Raw genomic sequence first — 19,992 nt, forward strand, 5'->3', positions numbered from 1 at the left:
TATAATATTTATAACCAATAGTATTTATAATTTTCAGTGTCGACTACTATACTTTTTGATAGAAATTTGAATTTTTCAAAACACACATGACAAAACCCTAAAAAAGTAAATTTTATTTTAAATAAAATATAATATTAAAATATAGAATTTTATAAAAATAATGAAGGAAAAAACAATGGAGTATAAAATAACAATTATCATACCAATTTATAATTCTGAAAAATACTTAAAATATACTATTGATAGTGTCATTAAACAGAGCATAGGATTTGAAAATATTGAATTAATATTAGTTGATGATAATTCCAATGATAAATCTAAAGAAATTATTTTAAATTATTCAAAAAAATATGATAACATTAAACCTATTTTACTAGAAAATAATTCTGGTGCTGCAAGCATTCCCAGAAATATTGGAATTAAGCAATCAACTGCACCATACATAATATTCTTAGATAGTGATGATAGTCTTTATAATGATTATTGTGAAGTATTATACGCTGCAATAACAAAAAACAATGCAGATATTGTAAAATGCAAACACACAAGTAAAATTAATAATGAACTGTTAATTTCAAAAGACATTCATTCAATAAATAATGAGGAAAAAAAGTTAACATCAATTGAGAAAATGTTTTTGTACCATACTGTATGGGCTAATATATATAGCAGCTCTTTTCTTAAAAAAAACAATATAAAATTTTTAGAAATGTTATTTGAAGATGTTGTTTTTTCTGTTTATTGTTTAATAAAAACAAAAAAAGAGGTTATTGAATTACCCAATTATCCGGGATATATTTATCATATAGAAAACGAAGACTCAATCACCCATAATGTTTCGATTAATACTTTGAATCAATTTTTAAAATGTGTATCTTTAATTTATGACTTATTAGATAAAAATTGCAGTTATAATACCAAACAAGAATTAATGAATGAACTAATTAATATGGTCTTTTTCATATTAGCAAAGTTAGAAAATCCGAAAGAAGGATTGGAAATACTTCATGACTTTGAAAAAAATTTAACTATTCAGTTAACTCCAATTTCAAAACCCTTAAATATTTTAAATAAAAAAATTATTAATAAACAATTTAATCAAGCATTAATATTATTAAAAATAATTGGAATATTATATAACAATAAAAAAATTAGAACATTATTCCTTATAAAATATAGTAATTTAAAAAGAATTGATTAATAGAGAGATAACTTATTAAATATTATCAACCAATAACTAAATTTATAATTCATGTTGTTTTGCTTTTTCAAATTCTAATTCTAATTCTTTAACCGCAGATTTATTAACAACTTTTTTAACTAAGAAATAAGGTGTTAGATATAAAATAAAATTACCAAATTTATTTTTAGATAACAATTGGAATAATTTTAATTTATTATTAAATTTTGTTGAATAAACAATTGCAGATTCAGAATTTGATAATTTTGCATAATATTGATATAATTCCGCATAAGGATGATCAGGATTCTTCCATGGGCGAAAAACATCAGCGGCACAAAAATGAAGAAATATTGGATTTTTTCGGGCATCATCCATAATTTCCTTAGAATAATATTCATGTTCTATGCAACAAAACTTTCTTGACACAAAATAAGGCATATATTGAAAATATCTTTGAAGATTATACTTTGGTGAGATTATTTTAATTTTATCTTTAAAAATTACATTAATTACACCCTGATCATGTTGATAAAACCTATTCTGATTATCTTTAATAAATTCTATGAATTTTTCTTCAACATTATTTTCACGCCATTTTTTCAAATTAATCAGTAGAACACCAGCATTAACATATTTATCCTCTTTAGAATAACCCAACATTTCCTGAATTGTAGTATTGCAACAATCTAATACTCCAGCACAATAATAATCAGAAATATCTTCATCCCATAATTGTTTTAATGAATCAACGATAAGACTATCACAATCCAAATATAAAATTTTATCTATATCTTTAGGTAGTAAACTTGAAATAAATAATCTTGAATAAGTAGTAAACGAAATAATGTTATCTCTATCAAGAGAAGCAATATGAAAATTTAAATCTTCAATATTTTTTGTTTTAATGAAATGTAAAGAACACTCATATTCATTTACAACATCTTTTATTTTATTTATATTTTTATTAGTAATTCCATCACTTAAAATAAACACATTAATATCATTAAAATCATTTTTATTATTTTCTAATAATGATATTAAAGTTATGCATAAAAATGAAGAGTATTCATTATTAGATGCTAATACAACATTAAACATTTTTAACCTCAGTTATATACTATTAATAAAAATATGATAATCATTTAAAAAAAATGACAGACATAGATACTTATATATTATATTATGTTTCATTTAATATAAATTAATATTAAAGAATTGGGACTGTCAACAGGAATGTTGGTATTTTTTAATAATTGCTCAAACATTTTTTTTAATTCTAAATAAATACTTAAAAAAATTTAAACACTCATACATGCTATTAACATTAGATAATAAAAAAATAAATAGATTTTCATATGTTAAAATCCATAAACTTAAATTATTTGTTAGTGTAAAAAATTTAACTGATGAATTTATTTTTATTTCATCTACATTCTATTTATTAAAACTAAATATGTTATTAAGTTAATATTAAATTGTTAAATAAAAAATAAGGACAAAATGATTTGATTTTACTTCAATTAAATGATATTAATGCTTTGATAAAATACCATTCTTTTCCAATTATCTTTTAAAATATGATCCATTATCATCATAATAACTCATATTCCACTTAAATTAATTAAATTAGTATATATATTATGAATATCAACTTATTTATATATTAACAACTATTTAAGTTTTATTTTTAAATTTAAAGTTTATAAAAATGTTTAAATTAAATGTAGGCTAATTATTATATATGAAACCAAAAAATAAAAAGCCTACAGAGATATATTGTGTCGAAGATTAATTAAATATTACCTATTTGGACAGGGAAATTTACTCTACATTTGTAACACTATTTCTCCCAAAATCGTTGATTTATTCTCAGAAATTATAAATACTAAATTATTTGTGATTTATTTTGATTATAGAGAATCTGATCCTGATTTTGCTCAAACACATGTCAAAAATGGATTAGTTGAATTTAAATTAAACAAAAAATACATAATTTATAAACAAACTTATAAATATCAATCTAAAAATAAAGAAAAATACATGACAACAATGTTACCCGATTATATTGATAAATACTGCAATTATACAAGAGAAATCAAAAAACAGGGATTAATGTGCACAAAAATTACATTTTCATCATATGGACCAAAAACTGAAATTGTAAACGAACAATTTAACCTCAATATATCAAGACAAAGCATATACTTACATGAAAAGGAATTATCACCACAATACACCTATAATAAAGAACAAGAGATATTAAAAGAAATTGAAAAATTAAATATAAAACCTAGCGGTTATTATAGTTATGATGAAGAATATATAAAGATTAATAAGAAAATCTACGTAAGATTAGCCTTAATTGATGTGCATACAAAGATGATTATCAATGATGAATTAATTCCCAAAAACCAATTCAATAAGGAATACATTGAAATGTTCTTAAAAGTGTCTACAGCAGATATAAAATTAGATACTATCATTACTGATGGATATCGTTCATATTCAGAAATAATAGAACGATTGGGTGCAAAACACCAACTTTGCACATTTCACATAATGCAAAACCTAATGACAAAACTAAATCCATACATAAACACTAAAAATAGACTCATAGAATCCCCAATAAAATCCAATGAGAAAAAAGAAGCAAAAATAGAAGAATTAAAAAAACGAAATGCCCTTAAAAAGAGGAAGACCTAAAAAATCCGATAAAAAAGCAAACAAAAACCTAGAAAAAAGAAAAAAGCTAAAACAACAAATAGATGAAAATAAAGAAAAAATAAGAAAATACAAAGCTAAAATCAAAGAACACTTAGAATATAAAGAAACAATCAAGAAAATATTCCGTGCCAAATCTTTAAAAACCGCAATGAAATATTTCAATCAATTAAATGACAAATTAGAAGAATTACCTCCAATAATAAAAGACTTCATCAAAAAACTATCAAAAAAGAGAAATAATGCATTAAACTACTTAAATGATAAAAATATACCAAAAACAAATAATTTAGTTGAATTACTGTTTAAAGTAACATTTCCTGGAAAAATAAAAAGAATTTATCGAACATATGCAGGTGCAATAACTCAAATCAAAATTGATGACCTCAAATGGATTGAACAAAATGTCCTCAAAAAACCCAGTAAAAAATAAAATTATCAGTTAAATTTTTTACACTAACGATAAAACATAAATATAATCCTTATTATACCATTAAATCAGATTATTTTATGTTGATTGATTTTAAATACAAAAAATATATTAATTCTAATAAAAATTTACTCAAGCAGTATGTTTGGAAATGAACACCCACAGTTCCAAGAAGAATATGGATGAGAATCATCATAACTTATCCAACCATGGGATTTATTAAAATGTTATTTTTTAATAAAACTTTCGAAAATCTTTTCAAATTGGGTTAATATAGGATATTTAGAAATTAAAATATGAACAATTGGAAATTTTCTTGTATTTAATAATATATTGTACTCTTTAACCTTCAAATCATTTGCTATAATATAAGTTGTTAATAATCTTTCAGCCATAAATCCAAATATTCTTGTATCTCTGAATTTATATTTATCAAAATCAATTTCTTCACTAATTTTATCAAAAACTTTAAATAACCAATCAAAATAATCATTTGCTAATTCTCTATTGCAAATAAACATATTGTTTAACCAGAGATATCGGTCATTCATGACCTCATTATAAGTTTTTGCATATTTTGGAAAAAATCGCTTTAATATATCTTCAATTAATACATAATCTTCAAATAGAACATCATAATCCGGACGTTCTACGTTTAATGATTTATGGAAATCATATAATGGCTTAATAAATTTCATAGGTTTTGGTAAAATGATATCATATTCATTTAAATCATTGATAATATCGGACTTAGTGAGTTTATCCCATCTTAAACTTCTTACAAACCATCTACGATAATGGCAAAATCCTATTATGTCCTGATTAGTATTTTTCCAAGCCCAATACTCACCAGTTAACTCAGAATAATATTTATTTAAATTAGAAATATTATCTCCTTCATCATCATAAAAATAATTAGGTTTATTCTCCGTTATTCCTCTGCCACAGACTAAAGGTTTATATAACTCAGAGTCATATTCATCAGAAATTTCCTGATTAAATGTTAAAATAAATACATCAACTGTTTTATCCAAGTTATCACCAATAAATAGTATAGAAAAAAAACTATATAAACATATCATCAATACAATCTAAGGGGACTGTCAATTTGTTAGGACTTTTTTTGATTTTCTATCCAGCCATTTTTTCTAGCCATAATGTAGTCAAATATTCATTCAGGAGTTCTATAGATTCTTTTTGTCTGTTTGTCTAATGTATTTCCAAAGTAATTCTCTAGTTTGTTGTTAGTACTTTCTAATTTTCCAATGAATGATTTTTCAAGGAAAATTAAGTATTTTCTATAAACTGGGAAGAAATTTTTGTTTAAGTAGTCTTGCATCATCATTGGAAAATTAGTTAATTCTTGTTTTAAAAGGTATATATATCTTATTGCCTTATCAAATGATTGTTGGTGGAATAATTCATAAAATAATCCTACGTATATTTTTATTTCATTAGACATTTCTTCTTTTTTATTTTTGCGCATTTTTTTGATTTTGTATTCGGAGATTTTTGGTTGGGTTTTTCGTAATTCTGCTTCGTATTTGTCTAGTTCTTCTGTTATTTTTGGTTTTAAATTGGTGGTCATGTTTTTAATTAAATGAAATGTGCAGTGTTGATGTACAAAGCCTAATTTTCTCATTACTTGTTCATAATCTTCTTTTAAATCTGTTATTATTGCTTTACGGTGTTTTAAGGGAATTGATATATCTATGAAATCTTCAACTATTTTTGAAGTTTCCTTTTCAGATATTAAGCATGCTACGGGCATGTTATTGATTATATCAAATAATTCTAATCTAAACATATCGCTTAACTTTAATTCTAATTGGAGTTCCATCACCCAAATATAATAATCTCTAATTATATCTTTTTCTAGAATATTTTTTAGAACAACAATGTTTACAATATGGTTAACGTTCTTCTAAAATTCCCTGACTATTAACAAAGTAATTATCATCAAGAATAGACTCAATAGGCAAAATTAATTGAGGATAAATTTTTTCATCAAAATCCTTTTCGAACAGGATCCTTAAATTCACCGATAAATATATAAGTCTCACCAACCAATCTAAGATATGAAAGGCATTTAATTTCTGATTCCATATATAATTATTTGTCTTCCACCATATAAATAGTTAATTAAACTCAAAATTAAAAATATAAAATATTAAATAATATACAGTTAATTTACAAAATTATAACAAATTTATATTAAAATTAAAGCACAATAAATCGGAAAAAATCTTGAAAAAATTTAAAAAAAAATAAAAAATTAAAATACCAAACCATAACTTGCATATAAATTTAACGAAAAATAAACATTCCTAGAAACTTAAGGATTTAACTTATTTTTAACTATGTTTTCAATATTGAAAACATCTAATTTTTATTTATTTTAATTGAATCAAACATTATTTATTTTAATACTTGTTTAATTATTTTTAATTTATTTATATCTTATTTTAATAATTATTAATAGTTTATTTTAAATATTATGAGTTATATATAATTATATATGTAATTGAAGTTTTTTGATTACGAATTTAGTTAATTGGAGGAGTATTTTATGTATTCTTTTGATAGGTTTATCAAAAATTTTTTTCGATTATTTGAGTGTTTTATATCAAAAAGATATATTACTGATGATAATCGATTTATTAGGGATAGAAAAATGACTCAAAAAGAATATACTGCATTTATTCTTTCCCAAAGGAGCTGTACTAGTTATATTGAAACGATTAGATTTTTTACTATGTGGATGAAGAAAGATTTTGAAACGATTTCGAGTCAGGGAATTGGAAAACAGAGAATGTTTATTGACCCTAAAGTGTTTATTGACATGTATGAATGTTTTATTGATGAATTATATAACAAATTTCCAGGATTTTCAAAATTTAAAGGATATATTGTCAGTGCGTGTGATGGGAGTATTGTTGATCTTCCAAATGTTACTTTAACACGTGAAGAATTTCCTGTTGGTGATGAAAACTTGTTAAAAGAAAAAAGAATTCGTGCAAGAGTTTCATGCGTATTGGATGTGCATTCCAAACATATTTTAACTGTAAAAATTGTTGAAACAGTAGTAAATGAAATTGATTTAGCAATAGAACATCTAAATAACTTAAAACAACGATTAGACATCACAAAAGTAATTACCATTTATGACAGGGGTTATCCATCAATCGAATTAATGGCAAAAACTATTGATTTGAACTCAAAATTTTTAATAAGACTACCAAAAAACGTATTTGCACATCAAATTAAACAAATGAAAACCAATGATGAAATAATACAAATCAACATGACAAACAACAGATTAAAGAAATTTGATGATGAAAATTTAAAAGAAAAAGCAAGAAAAATGGGACGATTAGAAATAAGAATAGCATTAATAGATATTGGAAATGAAGAACCAGAAATACTAGCAACAAATTTAACACCAGAAGAATTCTCAACAGAAGATTTAAAAGAATTATATGCAAAAAGATGGACAGTAGAAACAGGATTCGATAGATTAAAAAATCTCATCGAAATCGAAGATTTCAGCGGAATACGAAGACAAATAATCGAACAAGATTTTTACGCACATATATTCGTTTATAACCTAGCAATAACCATAAAAAACCACGCAGAAAACAATATAACAAGAACACCCAGAAATAAAGATAAAAAAATAATTTATCAGTCGAATTTCGCAAAAATAATAGGAAATATCTATTTATTCTTCTTTGACATACTATTTGGATCGAGAACAAAAAGAGAAGAAATAATCGATTTTATAACAAAAGAAGCATCCAAAGAACTAACACAATACGAAGAACATCAATATGATGAAAAAGAGCGAAAAAACCCAGATGTTAATAACAAACATCCGGGAAACAAGAAAAAAACACACTAATCAACAATTCAACACACAAAAATTAGTGAGTTTTTAAATCTTGTTTAATTTTTTGTTCACAAATAATATAAAAAACTTACGAAAAATCAATTATCCATACCAAAATAATATAACAATGTTATTAAAAACCAATTATGATGAAAAATTTCATCCAAAAATATATTAAGTTTCTAGGAATGAAAAATAAAAAACTAAAAAATCAAAAGAAGGCTGGAAAAAGAACTTTGAAAAAATAAACACTAAATATCAACAAAAGTCCTAACAAATTGACAGTCCCCAATCAATGTTGTCAACTTGAGTACTATTCACATATTTTTTATCTCCTTCAAGTCTTTTTTGTTATTCTTTCAAACTTTAGCATATGAAATTGGAAATCTTAGATTGCAATTCGTCTTTCTTGACGTAGTTTCATGTTTCTGTACTTTGATTAGCAATCTGATATACAATTTGAAAAATAATTCATGTTGTTTTTCCTTATTTCTTCGAAGAGCGATAATATTATAAAAAGCAGATAATCATTTATATTCCGAATAATTTAGCATAATCAACACAATATTCTTCATAAATACCTTGAAGATATTTATTAACCATTATGCTTATTATAGTAAGTTACGAAACTTTTTTTAATAATAACTTATAAATATTTATTCATGGTAGGAAGAAAACAAATTCATTTAAAAGAACATTTGAGCAAAAACGAAATAGAAAAATTACTTAAAGAATACAAATATTATCATAAAATTTATTTAAGACTTTTATTTATTCGTATGCTTGATAAAGGAGAAGAATTGGATAATGTTTGTGAATTTTTCAATATAAGTGTTCCAACAGGATATAATTGGTTAAATGCATATAATGAAAAAGGATTTGAAGGTTTAAAACCAAAATTTGCTGGAGGAAGACCATCTAAATTAACTTCTCAACAATTTTTGGAATTAAAAAGTATGATTGATCTTAAAATTGATGCTGGTGAGAAATTATCTAGAAAAGATGTTCATATGCTAATTATTGAAGAATTTGGAGTACATTATAGTTTAAAAAGGGTAGGTGAAATAATAAGAGAACTTGGATTCAATTATAATAAAGCATATCCCTTTCTTTACAAAACAACCTGAAAATGCTGAAAAATTTTTAAAGAAAAATTAGAAGTTATTGATTTAAATAAAAACGAAAAAATAGTATTTTTTGATGGATCAGCTATTCAAAATGAACCAAATTCATCAAAATCAGTATCTAAAAAAGGAAATAAAAATTTAGCAAAGAAAAATCCATATAAATTTAAAGTTAATGCATTAGGTTCTATTGCTTTAATGGGTAATTTTAGTTTGATTATTTCTGAAACATCAAAAGCCCATGATATAGCAAGAGCTTTTATTGATATTAAGATAGCAAATACTGATATAACTATTTTAAAATTATTATTAAATAAAGTTTTGTTGGATTCTGATTTATCTCCAGATCAAATTCAACAAAAGATTTCAGAAAAAAATTCAACAAAAGAAGATTTTATAAATAAAATAATGAAAAATATTAATAATAATGAATTAACGACTGTCGAATTAGCTTCAAAATTAGAAAAACAGAGCAAAAAAGAAAATTTGGATAATCAAAGAAGAATAGATTCAACTAAGCGTCAGGTCATCTTAGAAAATATTAGTAAAGAAGAAATTAAGAGATATTCTTATTTAGAACCAAAAATTAACATTATTTTAGATAATTATAGCGTTCATAAATCCCAATTGGTTAAAGAAATATGTGAAATTTTGAACATGAATTTAATATATTTGCCACCATATTCCCCTCAATTTAATCCTATAGAACAAGTATGGAGAACATGTAAAATAGAAATAAAAAGAAAATATTATGAATCAAAGGAAAAATTAGAAAAATTTTTTGTCAAAACTTATTTTAAAGTAGTTAATGGAGGTAATTTCTTTAATTGGTGGGAAAAACTAAATTCATTTATTTTAATCAAACGACTATTTTTAACCAAAGTTTCTAATACTTAAACCAATTTAATTCGTCTTCTTTTTAATTATTCTAAGGGTGCTTAAATTAATTAGTTCTAATCTTATATTTGGTGAAGATTTTAAAAGGCGAACTTAGAGTGTAAACGGTTTTATAAAGAGTTATAATAAAATAAAAAACAATAACTGACTAAAAAGAAAAAACCCTAAAAAAATAAAATAAGAGACCTATAGTTAATTACCAAACTTTTGTTATAAATGCTTCGAGCCATTTGTCATAAACTTTTGTTTCTGAAATCGATTCAAAGTACGTTTTAATTGTCAATTCTTGTAAAAATTCTTTTGATTTAAGGTAATAATGTTTTATTTCTCTTTTAATTTGTCTCCAAATTTGTTCTATTGGATTTAAGTGAGGAGAATATGGTGGAAGATATATCAGAGCAATATTAAGATGCAGTGCTATTTTTTTGATGAATGCAGATTTATGAACGCTGTAATTATCAAGAATTAAACATATCCTTTGTTCGGTTTGCATTTTTGTAATTATATCTTCTTTTTCTAATTGATATAATGTTATTTTTCTCCTTATTTCCATTCTTTTTTTCACATTATTTAGTGATTCTCTATTACAGTGTTTTCCAATGATTCTAGCAATTGTGGAGGTTGTATTGTCTTTATATTTTTCAATTGTTTTTAAAATTTTTTCTGTGAAAACTACATTATCTTCATTATTTTGCATCAATAATTCATCTATTTCATCATCAGTTAAATTAACTTCTTTAATTATTTTATTTAATAATTTTACAGTATTTTTATTATTTGTATTTGCAATTCTTAATTCTAGTAATGCTATTGCAATTTCTGGTGCTGTTGAAGAATTTGTTATTGTGATGGTTGAATTTCCATTAATTGCTAATGATCCTGTGGCGTTGATTTTAAATTTGTATGGATTTATAATTTGCGTGTGTTTTGTTCCTTGTTTATATAATGATTTTTGAGTATATAGCTCATTTTGAAATGAAGCTTCATCAAATAAGACTATAACATCGTTTGATGTTACATTGTATTCTTCTAAGTTTTTTTAACTGTTCTTCGGCATCTTCAGGAGATTTTGAAAATTTTGGATATGCTTTACTATAGTTATAACCTAATTTTCTCACAATTTTTCCTATTTGCTTTAAACTATAATCTACATTGAATTTTTCATTAACAAGAAAATGTACATCTTTAATAGACATATTAGGTGTTTCTTCTATGATTTTGTCCAATTCTATTAATTGATCATAAGTTAATTTTGAGGGTCTTCCTCCACCAAAAGAAGGTTTTAAACCTTCCAAACCTTCTTTTTCGCATGTTTTAATCCACCTATGAACTGTTTGATATGATTTTCCCAAGATTTTTGCAGCATCGGCAATTGTATTTCCTTCAGTAACAATTTTAACTGCAATTAATCTTTGATAATACCTATGATACGCCACATAATTACTAATTTCTTCATCCAAAGCAGTTTTTGTCATTTTGTTAAAAACATTAATTTTAGATTTTCCAGACATAATTCATTATTTGTCAGTCATCTATAATAAAAGTTTGGTTAGTAACTATAAATCAAAAAAACAAGCAACTACGAAAAGAAAAAAAGAGATGAGAAAAAAGAACTAAAATAATTATTAAAAACTAATGAACAAGTAGAAAACATATATGATGCCGACACTAAAAAAGGCTCACACATAAGATTCAATACTCTTAACAACCGTGGAAAATTCTTTGACAGAAACAGTTGCAGTTTTCTAGAAAGCTTAGATAAAAAATTTGACAAAACAGTAACATACTATGATAACCCATTAATTCCCAGAACAAACAATAATATCGAACGATATTTCGGAATAACATTGCCCAGCTTCATTAAACGTAAATACAGAACAATCGAAGGTTTAACAAGATATTTAAAATTACAAAAAATCAGATGGATACATCGAAATGTTCTGCATGACTACCCACTTGAAAACCTTCCCTGACCCAGTACTTACAGGAAAAAGAGTGCATTATATCATGACAATTTTAAACAATGCCCTTATAACATTTTTTAATGAAATAATGAGAATTACAATACTTGCAATATGGATTACACTCCCCAATAACTCCATCGTCATTAACAAGGACTATCATCAAGAACTGAAGCAATAGGCAAAATCACTTGCACATAATTTTAAGTATCACTTTCGTTTTCATTCAAGAAATCAGTGCTAAATCGGACACATCCACCATTATTTTATTTTTAAAAAATGCCCATAATAAGTAATATTACCATTTTTATCAAATTTATTATAATTTTTCTTATAAGACAACTTAAAAAATTTATATTTATAACACAAATTTAAAAATTCATCATACTCACAACTTTTGGAAAAATTTTCATCTAAATAAAAAATTTTTGAATTTTTTAAAGTTGCATTGTCAATATATTCTTTACAAACCCCAAATGAATTATATGCTATTTCAGTCACATAATCTATTAAAAAATAATCTATAAGATAATTATAATCCAAATTATATTGAATCAACATATCATACAAAAATGAAAACAACATGTTTGATTTTCCACCCATGAAAAATCCGCACCATCGTCCTTTTGTAAAAAAATCCATCCACATCCCTTCTTCAAAAAAAAACAGTATTGTAATCCATATCATCAAACTCGTTGAAAATATAATCCAATATAAAAACAGTTGCATCAACCCATATCCCACCATATAAACTTAAAAGTTTTGCTCGAAGAATATCAGAAAAAAGAGTAATGGTAATATTTTGATTTTTAAATTTATTAATTATCTCAATTGGGATGTCAACATAATCCGAATAATTATATTTAGTTAAAATGACTAATTCATAATCACCAGAATATTTTTCAATATTTTTCACACATATTTTTACTAATTCTGGTGCATTTTCAATACCCTGCCACCAAAAACACCAAATTTTTTATTATTATTTCCTACAATTATATTTTCATGTTTATAATAATTTATTATCACTGAATATTTATTAACTAAAAATTCATATATATAATCATGTTGCATATCAGAAATTTTTAAATAAAACCCATTCAGTAAAATCAACCCTATAAAGTTAAGGATTGTTGATTAAATTATTTTTTTAATTTTGTTTATTTTTTCTTATTTTTAGTTAAATCAATTCTATATTTGTTTTTTAATTATTTTTATTGATTTAATGAAGTTTTATTTTATTTGGGGTTCAGTTTTAATTTTTATTATTTTTTTGAATGTTGATTTTTTTCACTTATTTTTAAATCGTGTGTCTTTTAATTTACTTGTATTTTGCTATAATTATTTTAATTCTTGTTTAATTAGTTTTAATTTATTTATATATAATTTTAATTATTTATTATAGTTTAATTTAAATATTAGTTAATATATAATTATTATATATGATTTATGTTAATTTGAATTATTTTTTAATGATTTAAATGGTATTTTTGAGGAGTTTTTGTTATGGAATTTTTTGAAGATTATTGTTTGGAAACTTGGAGAGGTTTTAATAATTATGTTAATCAAAAATATGTAATAGGTGAAAATCATTTCGTTAGAAGGCGAAAAACAACTCAGGAGAGTATTATGAAATATCCTTTAATGAATCATGGGCGTACGAATGCTATTGAATCATTATATTTTATTTCGGAAGTAACAGGGGATGAAGAAATGACTATATCTAAATCAGCGATTGGACAACAAAGATCATTTATAGATCCACAAGCATATGTGGACATGGAATGAGGACTTTATTAATGGAATCTACAACGATTATGAGGAAAAAGATAAATTTAAAGGATATATTGTATTGGCCGGAGATAGTTCTATTTGTGATTCACCCAATACCAAATTAACATACCAAGAATATAATCAACCACATTTTAACTTGATTAAAAAAGAACTACTAAGATTCAGAGCATCATGCATTGCAGATGTGAATTTAGATTTCATACTAACCTCAGAATTCACCAGCACAAAAATAGACGAAATAATATTAGCAAAAAAACATTTTTTTCAACATAAAAAATATAGATTTCCCAACCATAAATTCCTCACAACATACGACTGAGGATATAACTCAATGGAATTAATGTTAATCCACCATTTAAACGACTCCAAATTCTTAATTCGCTTACCAACAGACAATTATGAAAATGAAAGAAAATGGATGACCACCAATGACGAAACAATAACAATAAAATTAAACCACAACAGAAAACAAAATTTTAAAGACGAAAAACTAAAAGAAATCGCATCCAAACTCCAACAAATTGATTTCAGAATAAAAGAAATAGAACTAACAGATAAAAAAAGGAAACCCTTACACAGAAATACTAATCAGCAATTTAGAAAAAGAAACATTCACAACAGAAGATATAAAAGAATTATACAGAAAAAGATGGAAAATAGAAACTAATTTCAACAGACTCAAAAACATAATAATGCTTGAAAATTTCACAGGACATAGAAAAATAATTCTGGAACAAGATTTTTACGCAAACATATGCATATTCAACTTCTTAATAGCAATGAAACACGATGCCAACAACAAAATACAAGAAAAACACAAAAATAAAAACAACAAATATGAATATCAAACAAATCTCAACGTATTATTTGGAAAAATAAAAATGGAAATACCAAATCTCTTATCGCCAAGCAAAAAACAACAAAACAAAGCAATTAATCGCATAATGAAAATAGCAACCACAAATCTAGTTAAAAAAATATGATAAAAATGATAGAAATCCCGATAGGAAATCTCAAGACCCAACTAACAAATATCCTTACACACAACGGAGATCATCATGAAAAAATTTTAAAACTCCTTAACTTTATAGGGTTGACAAAAAATAGAAAAATTAATTAATGATTTCTCCCAAACTATCATTGAGGGCTTTTGTTTTGTGTTCATATTTATACATTTGTCCTCACTATTTATATAATAGTTTCTACTGACTCTGTTTTTCATATAAAAACTAAATAAATAACCATACTTTATATCTATTCCATATATTAGATTATTTGAAAATACTTGATTTAAATATTTCTTTAATTAAAACAATGAATTCAACGCATTAAATTAATATTGTAGTAAATAAGTTTAAATATAATAAAAGCAAAATATTAATTTAATTGATGAATAACAAATAATAATAAACTGTTTTTTGAAAAAAGAAATTATAAACACATATTATACCTAATAAAGATATAATATATTAACAATAATAAAATAAAGTAAAATAATCAATTTCTTAAGTTGACAGCATTGGAGAAAAAATAGTCGATTTTATAATAAAAGAAGCATCCAAAGAACTAACACAATACAAAGAAAATCAATATGATGAAAAAGAGCGAAAAACCCCAGATGTTAATAATAAACATCCGGGGAAACAAGAAAAAAACACACTAATCAACTTTAAACACACACAAAATTAGTGAGTTTTTAAATCTTGTTTAATTTTTTGTTCTCAAATAATATAAAAAACTTACGAAAAATCAATAATCCATACCAAAATAATATAACACGTTATTAAAAACCAATTATGATGAAAAATTTCATCCAAAAATATATTAAGTTTCTAGGAATGATTCACCATCAAAAATTTTATTAAGAAAATATATCTATATAATATATAATAAATGATATAAACAACAATCAAGAAATCACTGAAATAGACAATATCAAATATATAAATATTTATAATAATAATTTCGTTAAAACTCATCCTAAAGAATATATTGTATGTACTGAAGAATATTTTAGTGATGATCAATGGGATATGTTAAACCTTGAAAATAGATATATTATTGATATTGGTGCCAATAATGCTGATACTGCATTATATTTTGCTAAAAATGGTTCTTGCGTTATTGCTTTTGAACCCGTGAAGCATATTTATGAATTAGGACTTGAAAATATCAAACTTAATCCTTCATTAAAAGATAAAATCCAATATATAAATAAAGCTGTTGGTGCTAAAAAAGGAATGTTAAATATTAATGCAGAATCTCTAAAAGACTATGCGGATGGAAATGATTCATATGACATAGAAATAATAACAATAGATGATATAATTAATGATTATAATTTCCCATATGATGTTCTAAAAATGGATTGTGGAGGCTGTGAATTTGAAATAATAAAAAATAATGATTTGAGAAAATTCAATGAAATAATCTTTGAACATCATGCAGATATGGTTAAACAGGATTCTAATCAGTTAATTGATAAATTAAAATCACAAGATTTTAAAATTAAAACATTTCCATGTAATGCCAGTGATAAACCCTTTGAAGAAATTGGAATAATATATGCTTATAAATAATATAGGGATTTTATGAAAATATCAATTATTTGTGTTTATAATAATAAAACAGTTTTAGATGATTGCTTATTAAAAACACTACATGAACAAAATAATGATTTTGAATTAATTTTAGTAGACAATACTGAAAATAAATTTAACTGTGCTGCTGACGCTTTAAATTATGGTGGAAATAAAGCTACTGGAGAGTTATTATTATTTATACACCAAGATGTGAAATTATTTGAAAATAACTTAAACGATATTATAGAATACTGTGAAAAATTAGAAAACTTTGGTATTGCAGGTATTGCAGGAACTGATTTGAATGAAGGCTATATGAAAAGTTGTGGAATCCATAACATCCCCCCAAAACCCATGTGTGATAATCAAATAACTAAAATTGAAAGAGTGCAAACATTAGATGAAGTATTACTAATAATACCTCAAGATATTTTTAAATCATATAAATTTAATAATAAACTTTGTAATGACTGGCACTTATATGGGGGAGAATATTGTCTGAATTTGATAAAAAATGGATACTCAGTATATGTACTTCCAATAAAATTATATCATTATTCAAATGCGAATTCAATGTCAGTAGAATATTTCATTACTTTAAAAAGAATATTTAATTATTATAAGAATGATTTTGATATTATTCATACAAATTGCTGGGGAAGTCATAACCCAAAAAAAACAAATTATACTAAATTTAATAATTATTTACAATAAATCACATCTAAAAGAAATTATGCAAAAAATTAGTAAAAAAATAAAAAATTAATTTTTTATATAAATAAATACATAATTATATTAATTTTACAAAATGAATTTATAAAGTGAATTCCATGAGCAAAATACAAACAATCTTCAAAAATATGAGCTGGCTACTAATATCACAAATAATAGCCAGTGTTTTTGGATTTGTTTGGACTATTTTATTAGCTAGATACCTTGGCGTTGATAATTATGGAATTTTAGGATTTGCAGTTTCTATAACTGGAATTTTAGGAGTTATTGATGATTTAGGAATAAGTACATATATTGTTCGCCATATTTCAACGAATTATGAATCTGCTCCAAAGTATTTGGGCAATACAATACCTTTAAAAGCCATATTTGCGGCTATTAATCTAATTGTCACATTCATCATATTAGTTTTACTTAATGTGAATCAATTTACAATATTTATAACATTACTTTTCTCTATTGAATCGATTTTTATATCTTATGTAAATACACTTTATGGGACATTTCAAGCATTTGAAAAGGGTAAATATCAAGGAATTTGTAATATATTAATGAATACAATAACATTAATATTCATTTTAATTTCAATTTTTGCTGATTTAGGTCTTGAAGGAGTTACATTCGCATACATTTTAGCTAATTTAATCAATCTCATTTATGCATATTACATTTTAAACAAACATATTGTAAAACCAAAATACGAACTTGACTGGAATTTTTGTAAAAAAGTTACATTATTATCCATTCCCTTTGCGGTGACAGGAATATTATATAGCATTTATTATTCTATTGACATTATTATGCTCACCAATATGGTTGGGGATTATGCAACAGGAATTTATAATGCAACTTATAAGCTGATTTCTGTTTTAACCTTATTTTATTCAGTTTATACTGCTGTAATATTTCCAGTAATGAGCAGACTATTTAAAAATGATAAAAAATTATTAATAATAAGCTATGAAAAGTCAATCAAATATTTAATGCTCATTATTATACCAATAGCTATCGGAACAATGTTTTACTCATTAGATATTATCCAATTAATTTATGGACATAAATATGACCAAGCAGCATCTGTTTTATCAATCTTAATTTGGACAGTTTGCCTATTATTCATTAGCGGTGCAAGCAACACTCTTTTAAATGCATCACACAGAGAAGTTACGGTAACAAAGATTTATGCAATAGCTGCTGTATTTAATGTTGTCTTAAACTTAATCATGATTCCACATTTCTCATACAACGGCGCTGCAATCACAACGGTTTTAAGTGATTTGTTAATTGTATTTATACAGATATATGTAATTTATAAACTAGGACACAGACCAAATAAAAAACTATACAGTGATTTAATAAAAATCGTATTAGGATCAGCAGTTTTAGGAATCGCATTATACTTCCTAAACCTAAACATGTGGATTGCCATACCTGTTGGAATAATAATATACTTTGCAGTAATAACATTATTAAAATTCTTTGATGATGATGACAAATATGTAATTAGAGAAATATTGGGTAGAAACTAGATGAAAAGCAAAGAGAGAATATTTTACTTTGATGTGCTAAGGGCATTTGCAATAATAGCTGTAATAATATGTCATGTAGGCCACTTTTTCGGCCCGCTAACAACACCTGCACAGATTATAAGCGAACTTACATTCATTAATATCGGCATGGCCGGCGTTCCAATCTTTCTGATGATCAGCGGAGCACTGCTTTTAAACAGAGAGTATCCAAACCTTAAAAACTTTTTAAAACACAGGTTTGCAAGAATCATCTACCCATTTATCTTCTGGACCATATTAATTCTAGGACAACTTTACTACCATGGATACAATTCTAAGTTCATCTGGGGAGTTTTTATTGGTGAGCCGTCAATTCTGTGGTATTTTTGGACACTGATCGGAATATACCTGTTCATTCCTGTTTTAAACTCGTTTATTAAGGATTATAAAATCAAAGGAGCTGAATACTTTTTGGCAATCTGGCTTTTTACAATTATTCTGAAAACATTCAATGCTTATCCTTTATGGAGCCATTTCAACCTGGACATGTTTGCAAACTATATAGGATATCCTGTTTTGGGATACTGGATTTCAAACAAAAAGTTCAATATCAATGACAAGAAGCTATGCATTGCAGGTCTTATAATATTTTTAATTTCCCTTGCAGTCTTTGTATATTGCTGTTATACAAATTTCAGTTTAGCCCAGTATCAAAACCTTCCGAACATGCTTGAGGCAGCGGGACTGTTTATATTCATCATGTGCCTTGACAGACTAAACAGATTCGAGTCAATAAAAGATGGTTTTATAGGTAATGCAATACTGTCCCTAAGTATATGCAGTTACGGAATGTACTTTTCACACACCATTGTCGTAAAGGCACTTTCATACCACAATCCAGGATCCAACACGTTATTCCCGTTAATGTTTGTGCTGATAGTATTTTTAAGCTGGCTTTTACCATATGTGTTAAGCAAGATTCCATATGTAAAGACTTTCAGCGGGGTTTAACTACCACATTATTTTTACTAATTATCAAAATTTAAGAAAAGCATGTACATTACATATCAATTAATAATGCAAAAAATAAATAAAAATAATATATTGAAAAGTAACTTCAACAAAATTAATTAATATCTAATTAACCCTTGAAATTATAATATCTAAAATT

23 protein-coding genes are annotated in these 19,992 nt (G+C 24.8%); 15 read left to right on the plus strand and 8 right to left on the minus strand.

Features of this window, described 5'->3' with window-relative positions:
- Positions 1-160: 160 nt before the first annotated feature.
- The gene (locus SM9_RS07440) at positions 161-1,201 is read left to right on the plus strand and encodes a glycosyltransferase family 2 protein (RefSeq protein WP_083495874.1); all 1,041 of its coding nucleotides are present in this window, start codon (positions 161-163) and stop codon (positions 1,199-1,201) included.
- Positions 1,202-1,243: 42 nt separating this feature from the next.
- Here the strand turns inward: SM9_RS07440 and SM9_RS07445 are convergent, their stop codons facing one another.
- On the minus strand, positions 1,244-2,281 hold the full coding sequence (locus tag SM9_RS07445) for a glycosyltransferase family 8 protein (RefSeq protein ID WP_058739541.1): 1,038 nt from the start codon (positions 2,279-2,281) through the stop codon (positions 1,244-1,246).
- Between the two features lie 678 nt (positions 2,282-2,959).
- Here SM9_RS07445 and SM9_RS07450 point away from each other — a divergent pair.
- The gene (locus SM9_RS07450) at positions 2,960-3,886 is read left to right on the plus strand and encodes a hypothetical protein (protein ID WP_058739542.1); all 927 of its coding nucleotides are present in this window, start codon (positions 2,960-2,962) and stop codon (positions 3,884-3,886) included.
- Positions 3,861-4,337, plus strand: a complete 477-nt coding sequence (locus SM9_RS07455; protein ID WP_058739543.1) for a hypothetical protein — start codon at positions 3,861-3,863, stop codon at positions 4,335-4,337. The genes SM9_RS07450 and SM9_RS07455 overlap by 26 nt, the downstream gene beginning before the upstream one ends.
- A gap of 224 nt (positions 4,338-4,561) precedes the next feature.
- Here the strand turns inward: SM9_RS07455 and SM9_RS07460 are convergent, their stop codons facing one another.
- From SM9_RS07460 to SM9_RS12515, 3 genes are all read right to left on the minus strand, one after another.
- Positions 4,562-5,368 (minus strand): DUF4422 domain-containing protein, encoded by an 807-nt coding sequence (locus tag SM9_RS07460; RefSeq protein ID WP_058739544.1) that lies wholly within the window; start codon positions 5,366-5,368, stop codon positions 4,562-4,564.
- A 137-nt stretch (positions 5,369-5,505) separates the two neighbouring features.
- Positions 5,506-6,105, minus strand: coding sequence for a hypothetical protein (locus SM9_RS07465; protein ID WP_157064710.1), 600 nt, complete (start codon positions 6,103-6,105; stop codon positions 5,506-5,508).
- Between the two features lie 142 nt (positions 6,106-6,247).
- The gene (locus tag SM9_RS12515; RefSeq protein WP_269744783.1) at positions 6,248-6,376 is read right to left on the minus strand and encodes a hypothetical protein; all 129 of its coding nucleotides are present in this window, start codon (positions 6,374-6,376) and stop codon (positions 6,248-6,250) included.
- Positions 6,377-7,008: 632 nt separating this feature from the next.
- On the opposite strand from SM9_RS12515, the gene SM9_RS07470 reads away from it, so the two are divergent.
- From SM9_RS07470 to SM9_RS11705, 3 genes are all read left to right on the plus strand, one after another.
- On the plus strand, positions 7,009-8,235 hold the full coding sequence (locus SM9_RS07470; RefSeq protein ID WP_058739546.1) for an IS4 family transposase: 1,227 nt from the start codon (positions 7,009-7,011) through the stop codon (positions 8,233-8,235).
- A gap of 650 nt (positions 8,236-8,885) precedes the next feature.
- The gene (locus tag SM9_RS07475; RefSeq protein WP_058739547.1) at positions 8,886-9,350 is read left to right on the plus strand and encodes a helix-turn-helix domain-containing protein; all 465 of its coding nucleotides are present in this window, start codon (positions 8,886-8,888) and stop codon (positions 9,348-9,350) included.
- A gap of 210 nt (positions 9,351-9,560) precedes the next feature.
- Complete coding sequence (locus SM9_RS11705; RefSeq protein WP_198144357.1) at positions 9,561-10,244, plus strand: transposase; 684 nt, start codon at positions 9,561-9,563, stop codon at positions 10,242-10,244.
- A gap of 196 nt (positions 10,245-10,440) precedes the next feature.
- On the opposite strand, the gene SM9_RS12185 is transcribed toward SM9_RS11705, so the two are convergent.
- Positions 10,441-10,941 (minus strand): transposase, encoded by a 501-nt coding sequence (locus tag SM9_RS12185; RefSeq protein WP_058739548.1) that lies wholly within the window; start codon positions 10,939-10,941, stop codon positions 10,441-10,443.
- On the opposite strand from SM9_RS12185, the gene SM9_RS07490 reads away from it, so the two are divergent.
- Positions 10,910-11,200, plus strand: coding sequence for a hypothetical protein (locus SM9_RS07490; protein ID WP_058740331.1), 291 nt, complete (start codon positions 10,910-10,912; stop codon positions 11,198-11,200). The genes SM9_RS12185 and SM9_RS07490 overlap by 32 nt on opposite strands.
- A 30-nt stretch (positions 11,201-11,230) precedes the next feature.
- Here SM9_RS07490 and SM9_RS07495 read toward each other — a convergent pair whose 3' ends face one another.
- From SM9_RS07495 to SM9_RS12520, 3 genes are all read right to left on the minus strand, one after another.
- On the minus strand, positions 11,231-11,755 hold the full coding sequence (locus tag SM9_RS07495) for a helix-turn-helix domain-containing protein (protein ID WP_058739549.1): 525 nt from the start codon (positions 11,753-11,755) through the stop codon (positions 11,231-11,233).
- A gap of 711 nt (positions 11,756-12,466) precedes the next feature.
- A complete protein-coding gene (locus SM9_RS12595) occupies positions 12,467-12,952 on the minus strand; it encodes a capsular polysaccharide synthesis protein (protein ID WP_083495878.1) in 486 nt (161 codons plus the stop codon).
- Complete coding sequence (locus SM9_RS12520; RefSeq protein ID WP_083495879.1) at positions 12,861-13,178, minus strand: capsular polysaccharide synthesis protein; 318 nt, start codon at positions 13,176-13,178, stop codon at positions 12,861-12,863. Before SM9_RS12520 ends, SM9_RS12595 begins: the two co-directional genes overlap by 92 nt.
- 557 nt (positions 13,179-13,735) lie before the next feature.
- On the opposite strand from SM9_RS12520, the gene SM9_RS11710 reads away from it, so the two are divergent.
- The 8 genes from SM9_RS11710 (at position 13,736) to SM9_RS07530 (ending at position 19,832) form a co-directional block, all read left to right on the plus strand.
- Complete coding sequence (locus tag SM9_RS11710) at positions 13,736-13,993, plus strand: hypothetical protein (RefSeq protein WP_198144359.1); 258 nt, start codon at positions 13,736-13,738, stop codon at positions 13,991-13,993.
- On the plus strand, positions 13,977-14,318 hold the full coding sequence (locus SM9_RS11715; protein WP_083495881.1) for a hypothetical protein: 342 nt from the start codon (positions 13,977-13,979) through the stop codon (positions 14,316-14,318). The genes SM9_RS11710 and SM9_RS11715 overlap by 17 nt, the downstream gene beginning before the upstream one ends.
- 12 nt (positions 14,319-14,330) lie before the next feature.
- Positions 14,331-14,666 (plus strand): hypothetical protein, encoded by a 336-nt coding sequence (locus SM9_RS11720; protein ID WP_083495882.1) that lies wholly within the window; start codon positions 14,331-14,333, stop codon positions 14,664-14,666.
- Entirely contained in the window at positions 14,626-14,982 is a 357-nt protein-coding gene (locus tag SM9_RS11725; protein ID WP_232299198.1) for a hypothetical protein, read from the plus strand. The genes SM9_RS11720 and SM9_RS11725 overlap by 41 nt, the downstream gene beginning before the upstream one ends.
- A 1,050-nt stretch (positions 14,983-16,032) precedes the next feature.
- The gene (locus tag SM9_RS07515; protein WP_058739552.1) at positions 16,033-16,578 is read left to right on the plus strand and encodes an FkbM family methyltransferase; all 546 of its coding nucleotides are present in this window, start codon (positions 16,033-16,035) and stop codon (positions 16,576-16,578) included.
- 12 nt (positions 16,579-16,590) lie between these two features.
- On the plus strand, positions 16,591-17,295 hold the full coding sequence (locus SM9_RS07520) for a glycosyltransferase family 2 protein (protein WP_058739553.1): 705 nt from the start codon (positions 16,591-16,593) through the stop codon (positions 17,293-17,295).
- 116 nt (positions 17,296-17,411) lie between these two features.
- Positions 17,412-18,842, plus strand: coding sequence for a flippase (locus tag SM9_RS07525; RefSeq protein WP_058739554.1), 1,431 nt, complete (start codon positions 17,412-17,414; stop codon positions 18,840-18,842).
- On the plus strand, positions 18,843-19,832 hold the full coding sequence (locus SM9_RS07530; RefSeq protein ID WP_058739555.1) for an acyltransferase: 990 nt from the start codon (positions 18,843-18,845) through the stop codon (positions 19,830-19,832).
- The last annotated feature ends 160 nt before the right edge of the window (positions 19,833-19,992 follow it).

It is taken from the genome of Methanobrevibacter millerae, from assembly GCF_001477655.1.
GTDB classification, from domain to species: domain Archaea; phylum Methanobacteriota; class Methanobacteria; order Methanobacteriales; family Methanobacteriaceae; genus Methanocatella; species Methanocatella millerae_A.

Bases quoted from the DNA above. Each gene is read 5' to 3' on its own strand.
- SM9_RS07440 (WP_083495874.1), top strand. From the start codon at position 161: ATGAAGGAAAAAACAATGGAGTATAAAATAACAATTATCATACCAATT.
- SM9_RS07445 (WP_058739541.1), bottom strand. From the start codon at position 2,281: ATGTTTAATGTTGTATTAGCATCTAATAATGAATACTCTTCATTTTTA.
- SM9_RS07455 (WP_058739543.1), top strand. From the start codon at position 3,861: ATGCCCTTAAAAAGAGGAAGACCTAAAAAATCCGATAAAAAAGCAAAC.
- SM9_RS07465 (WP_157064710.1), bottom strand. From the start codon at position 6,105: ATGCCCGTAGCATGCTTAATATCTGAAAAGGAAACTTCAAAAATAGTT.
- SM9_RS07470 (WP_058739546.1), top strand. From the start codon at position 7,009: ATGACTCAAAAAGAATATACTGCATTTATTCTTTCCCAAAGGAGCTGT.
- SM9_RS07475 (WP_058739547.1), top strand. From the start codon at position 8,886: ATGGTAGGAAGAAAACAAATTCATTTAAAAGAACATTTGAGCAAAAAC.
- SM9_RS12185 (WP_058739548.1), bottom strand. From the start codon at position 10,941: ATGCAAAATAATGAAGATAATGTAGTTTTCACAGAAAAAATTTTAAAA.
- SM9_RS07495 (WP_058739549.1), bottom strand. From the start codon at position 11,755: ATGTCTGGAAAATCTAAAATTAATGTTTTTAACAAAATGACAAAAACT.
- SM9_RS12595 (WP_083495878.1), bottom strand. From the start codon at position 12,952: ATGGTGGGATATGGGTTGATGCAACTGTTTTTATATTGGATTATATTT.
- SM9_RS11715 (WP_083495881.1), top strand. From the start codon at position 13,977: ATGTGGACATGGAATGAGGACTTTATTAATGGAATCTACAACGATTAT.
- SM9_RS11720 (WP_083495882.1), top strand. From the start codon at position 14,331: ATGGAATTAATGTTAATCCACCATTTAAACGACTCCAAATTCTTAATT.
- SM9_RS07515 (WP_058739552.1), top strand. From the start codon at position 16,033: ATGTTAAACCTTGAAAATAGATATATTATTGATATTGGTGCCAATAAT.
- SM9_RS07520 (WP_058739553.1), top strand. From the start codon at position 16,591: ATGAAAATATCAATTATTTGTGTTTATAATAATAAAACAGTTTTAGAT.
- SM9_RS07525 (WP_058739554.1), top strand. From the start codon at position 17,412: ATGAGCAAAATACAAACAATCTTCAAAAATATGAGCTGGCTACTAATA.
- SM9_RS07530 (WP_058739555.1), top strand. From the start codon at position 18,843: ATGAAAAGCAAAGAGAGAATATTTTACTTTGATGTGCTAAGGGCATTT.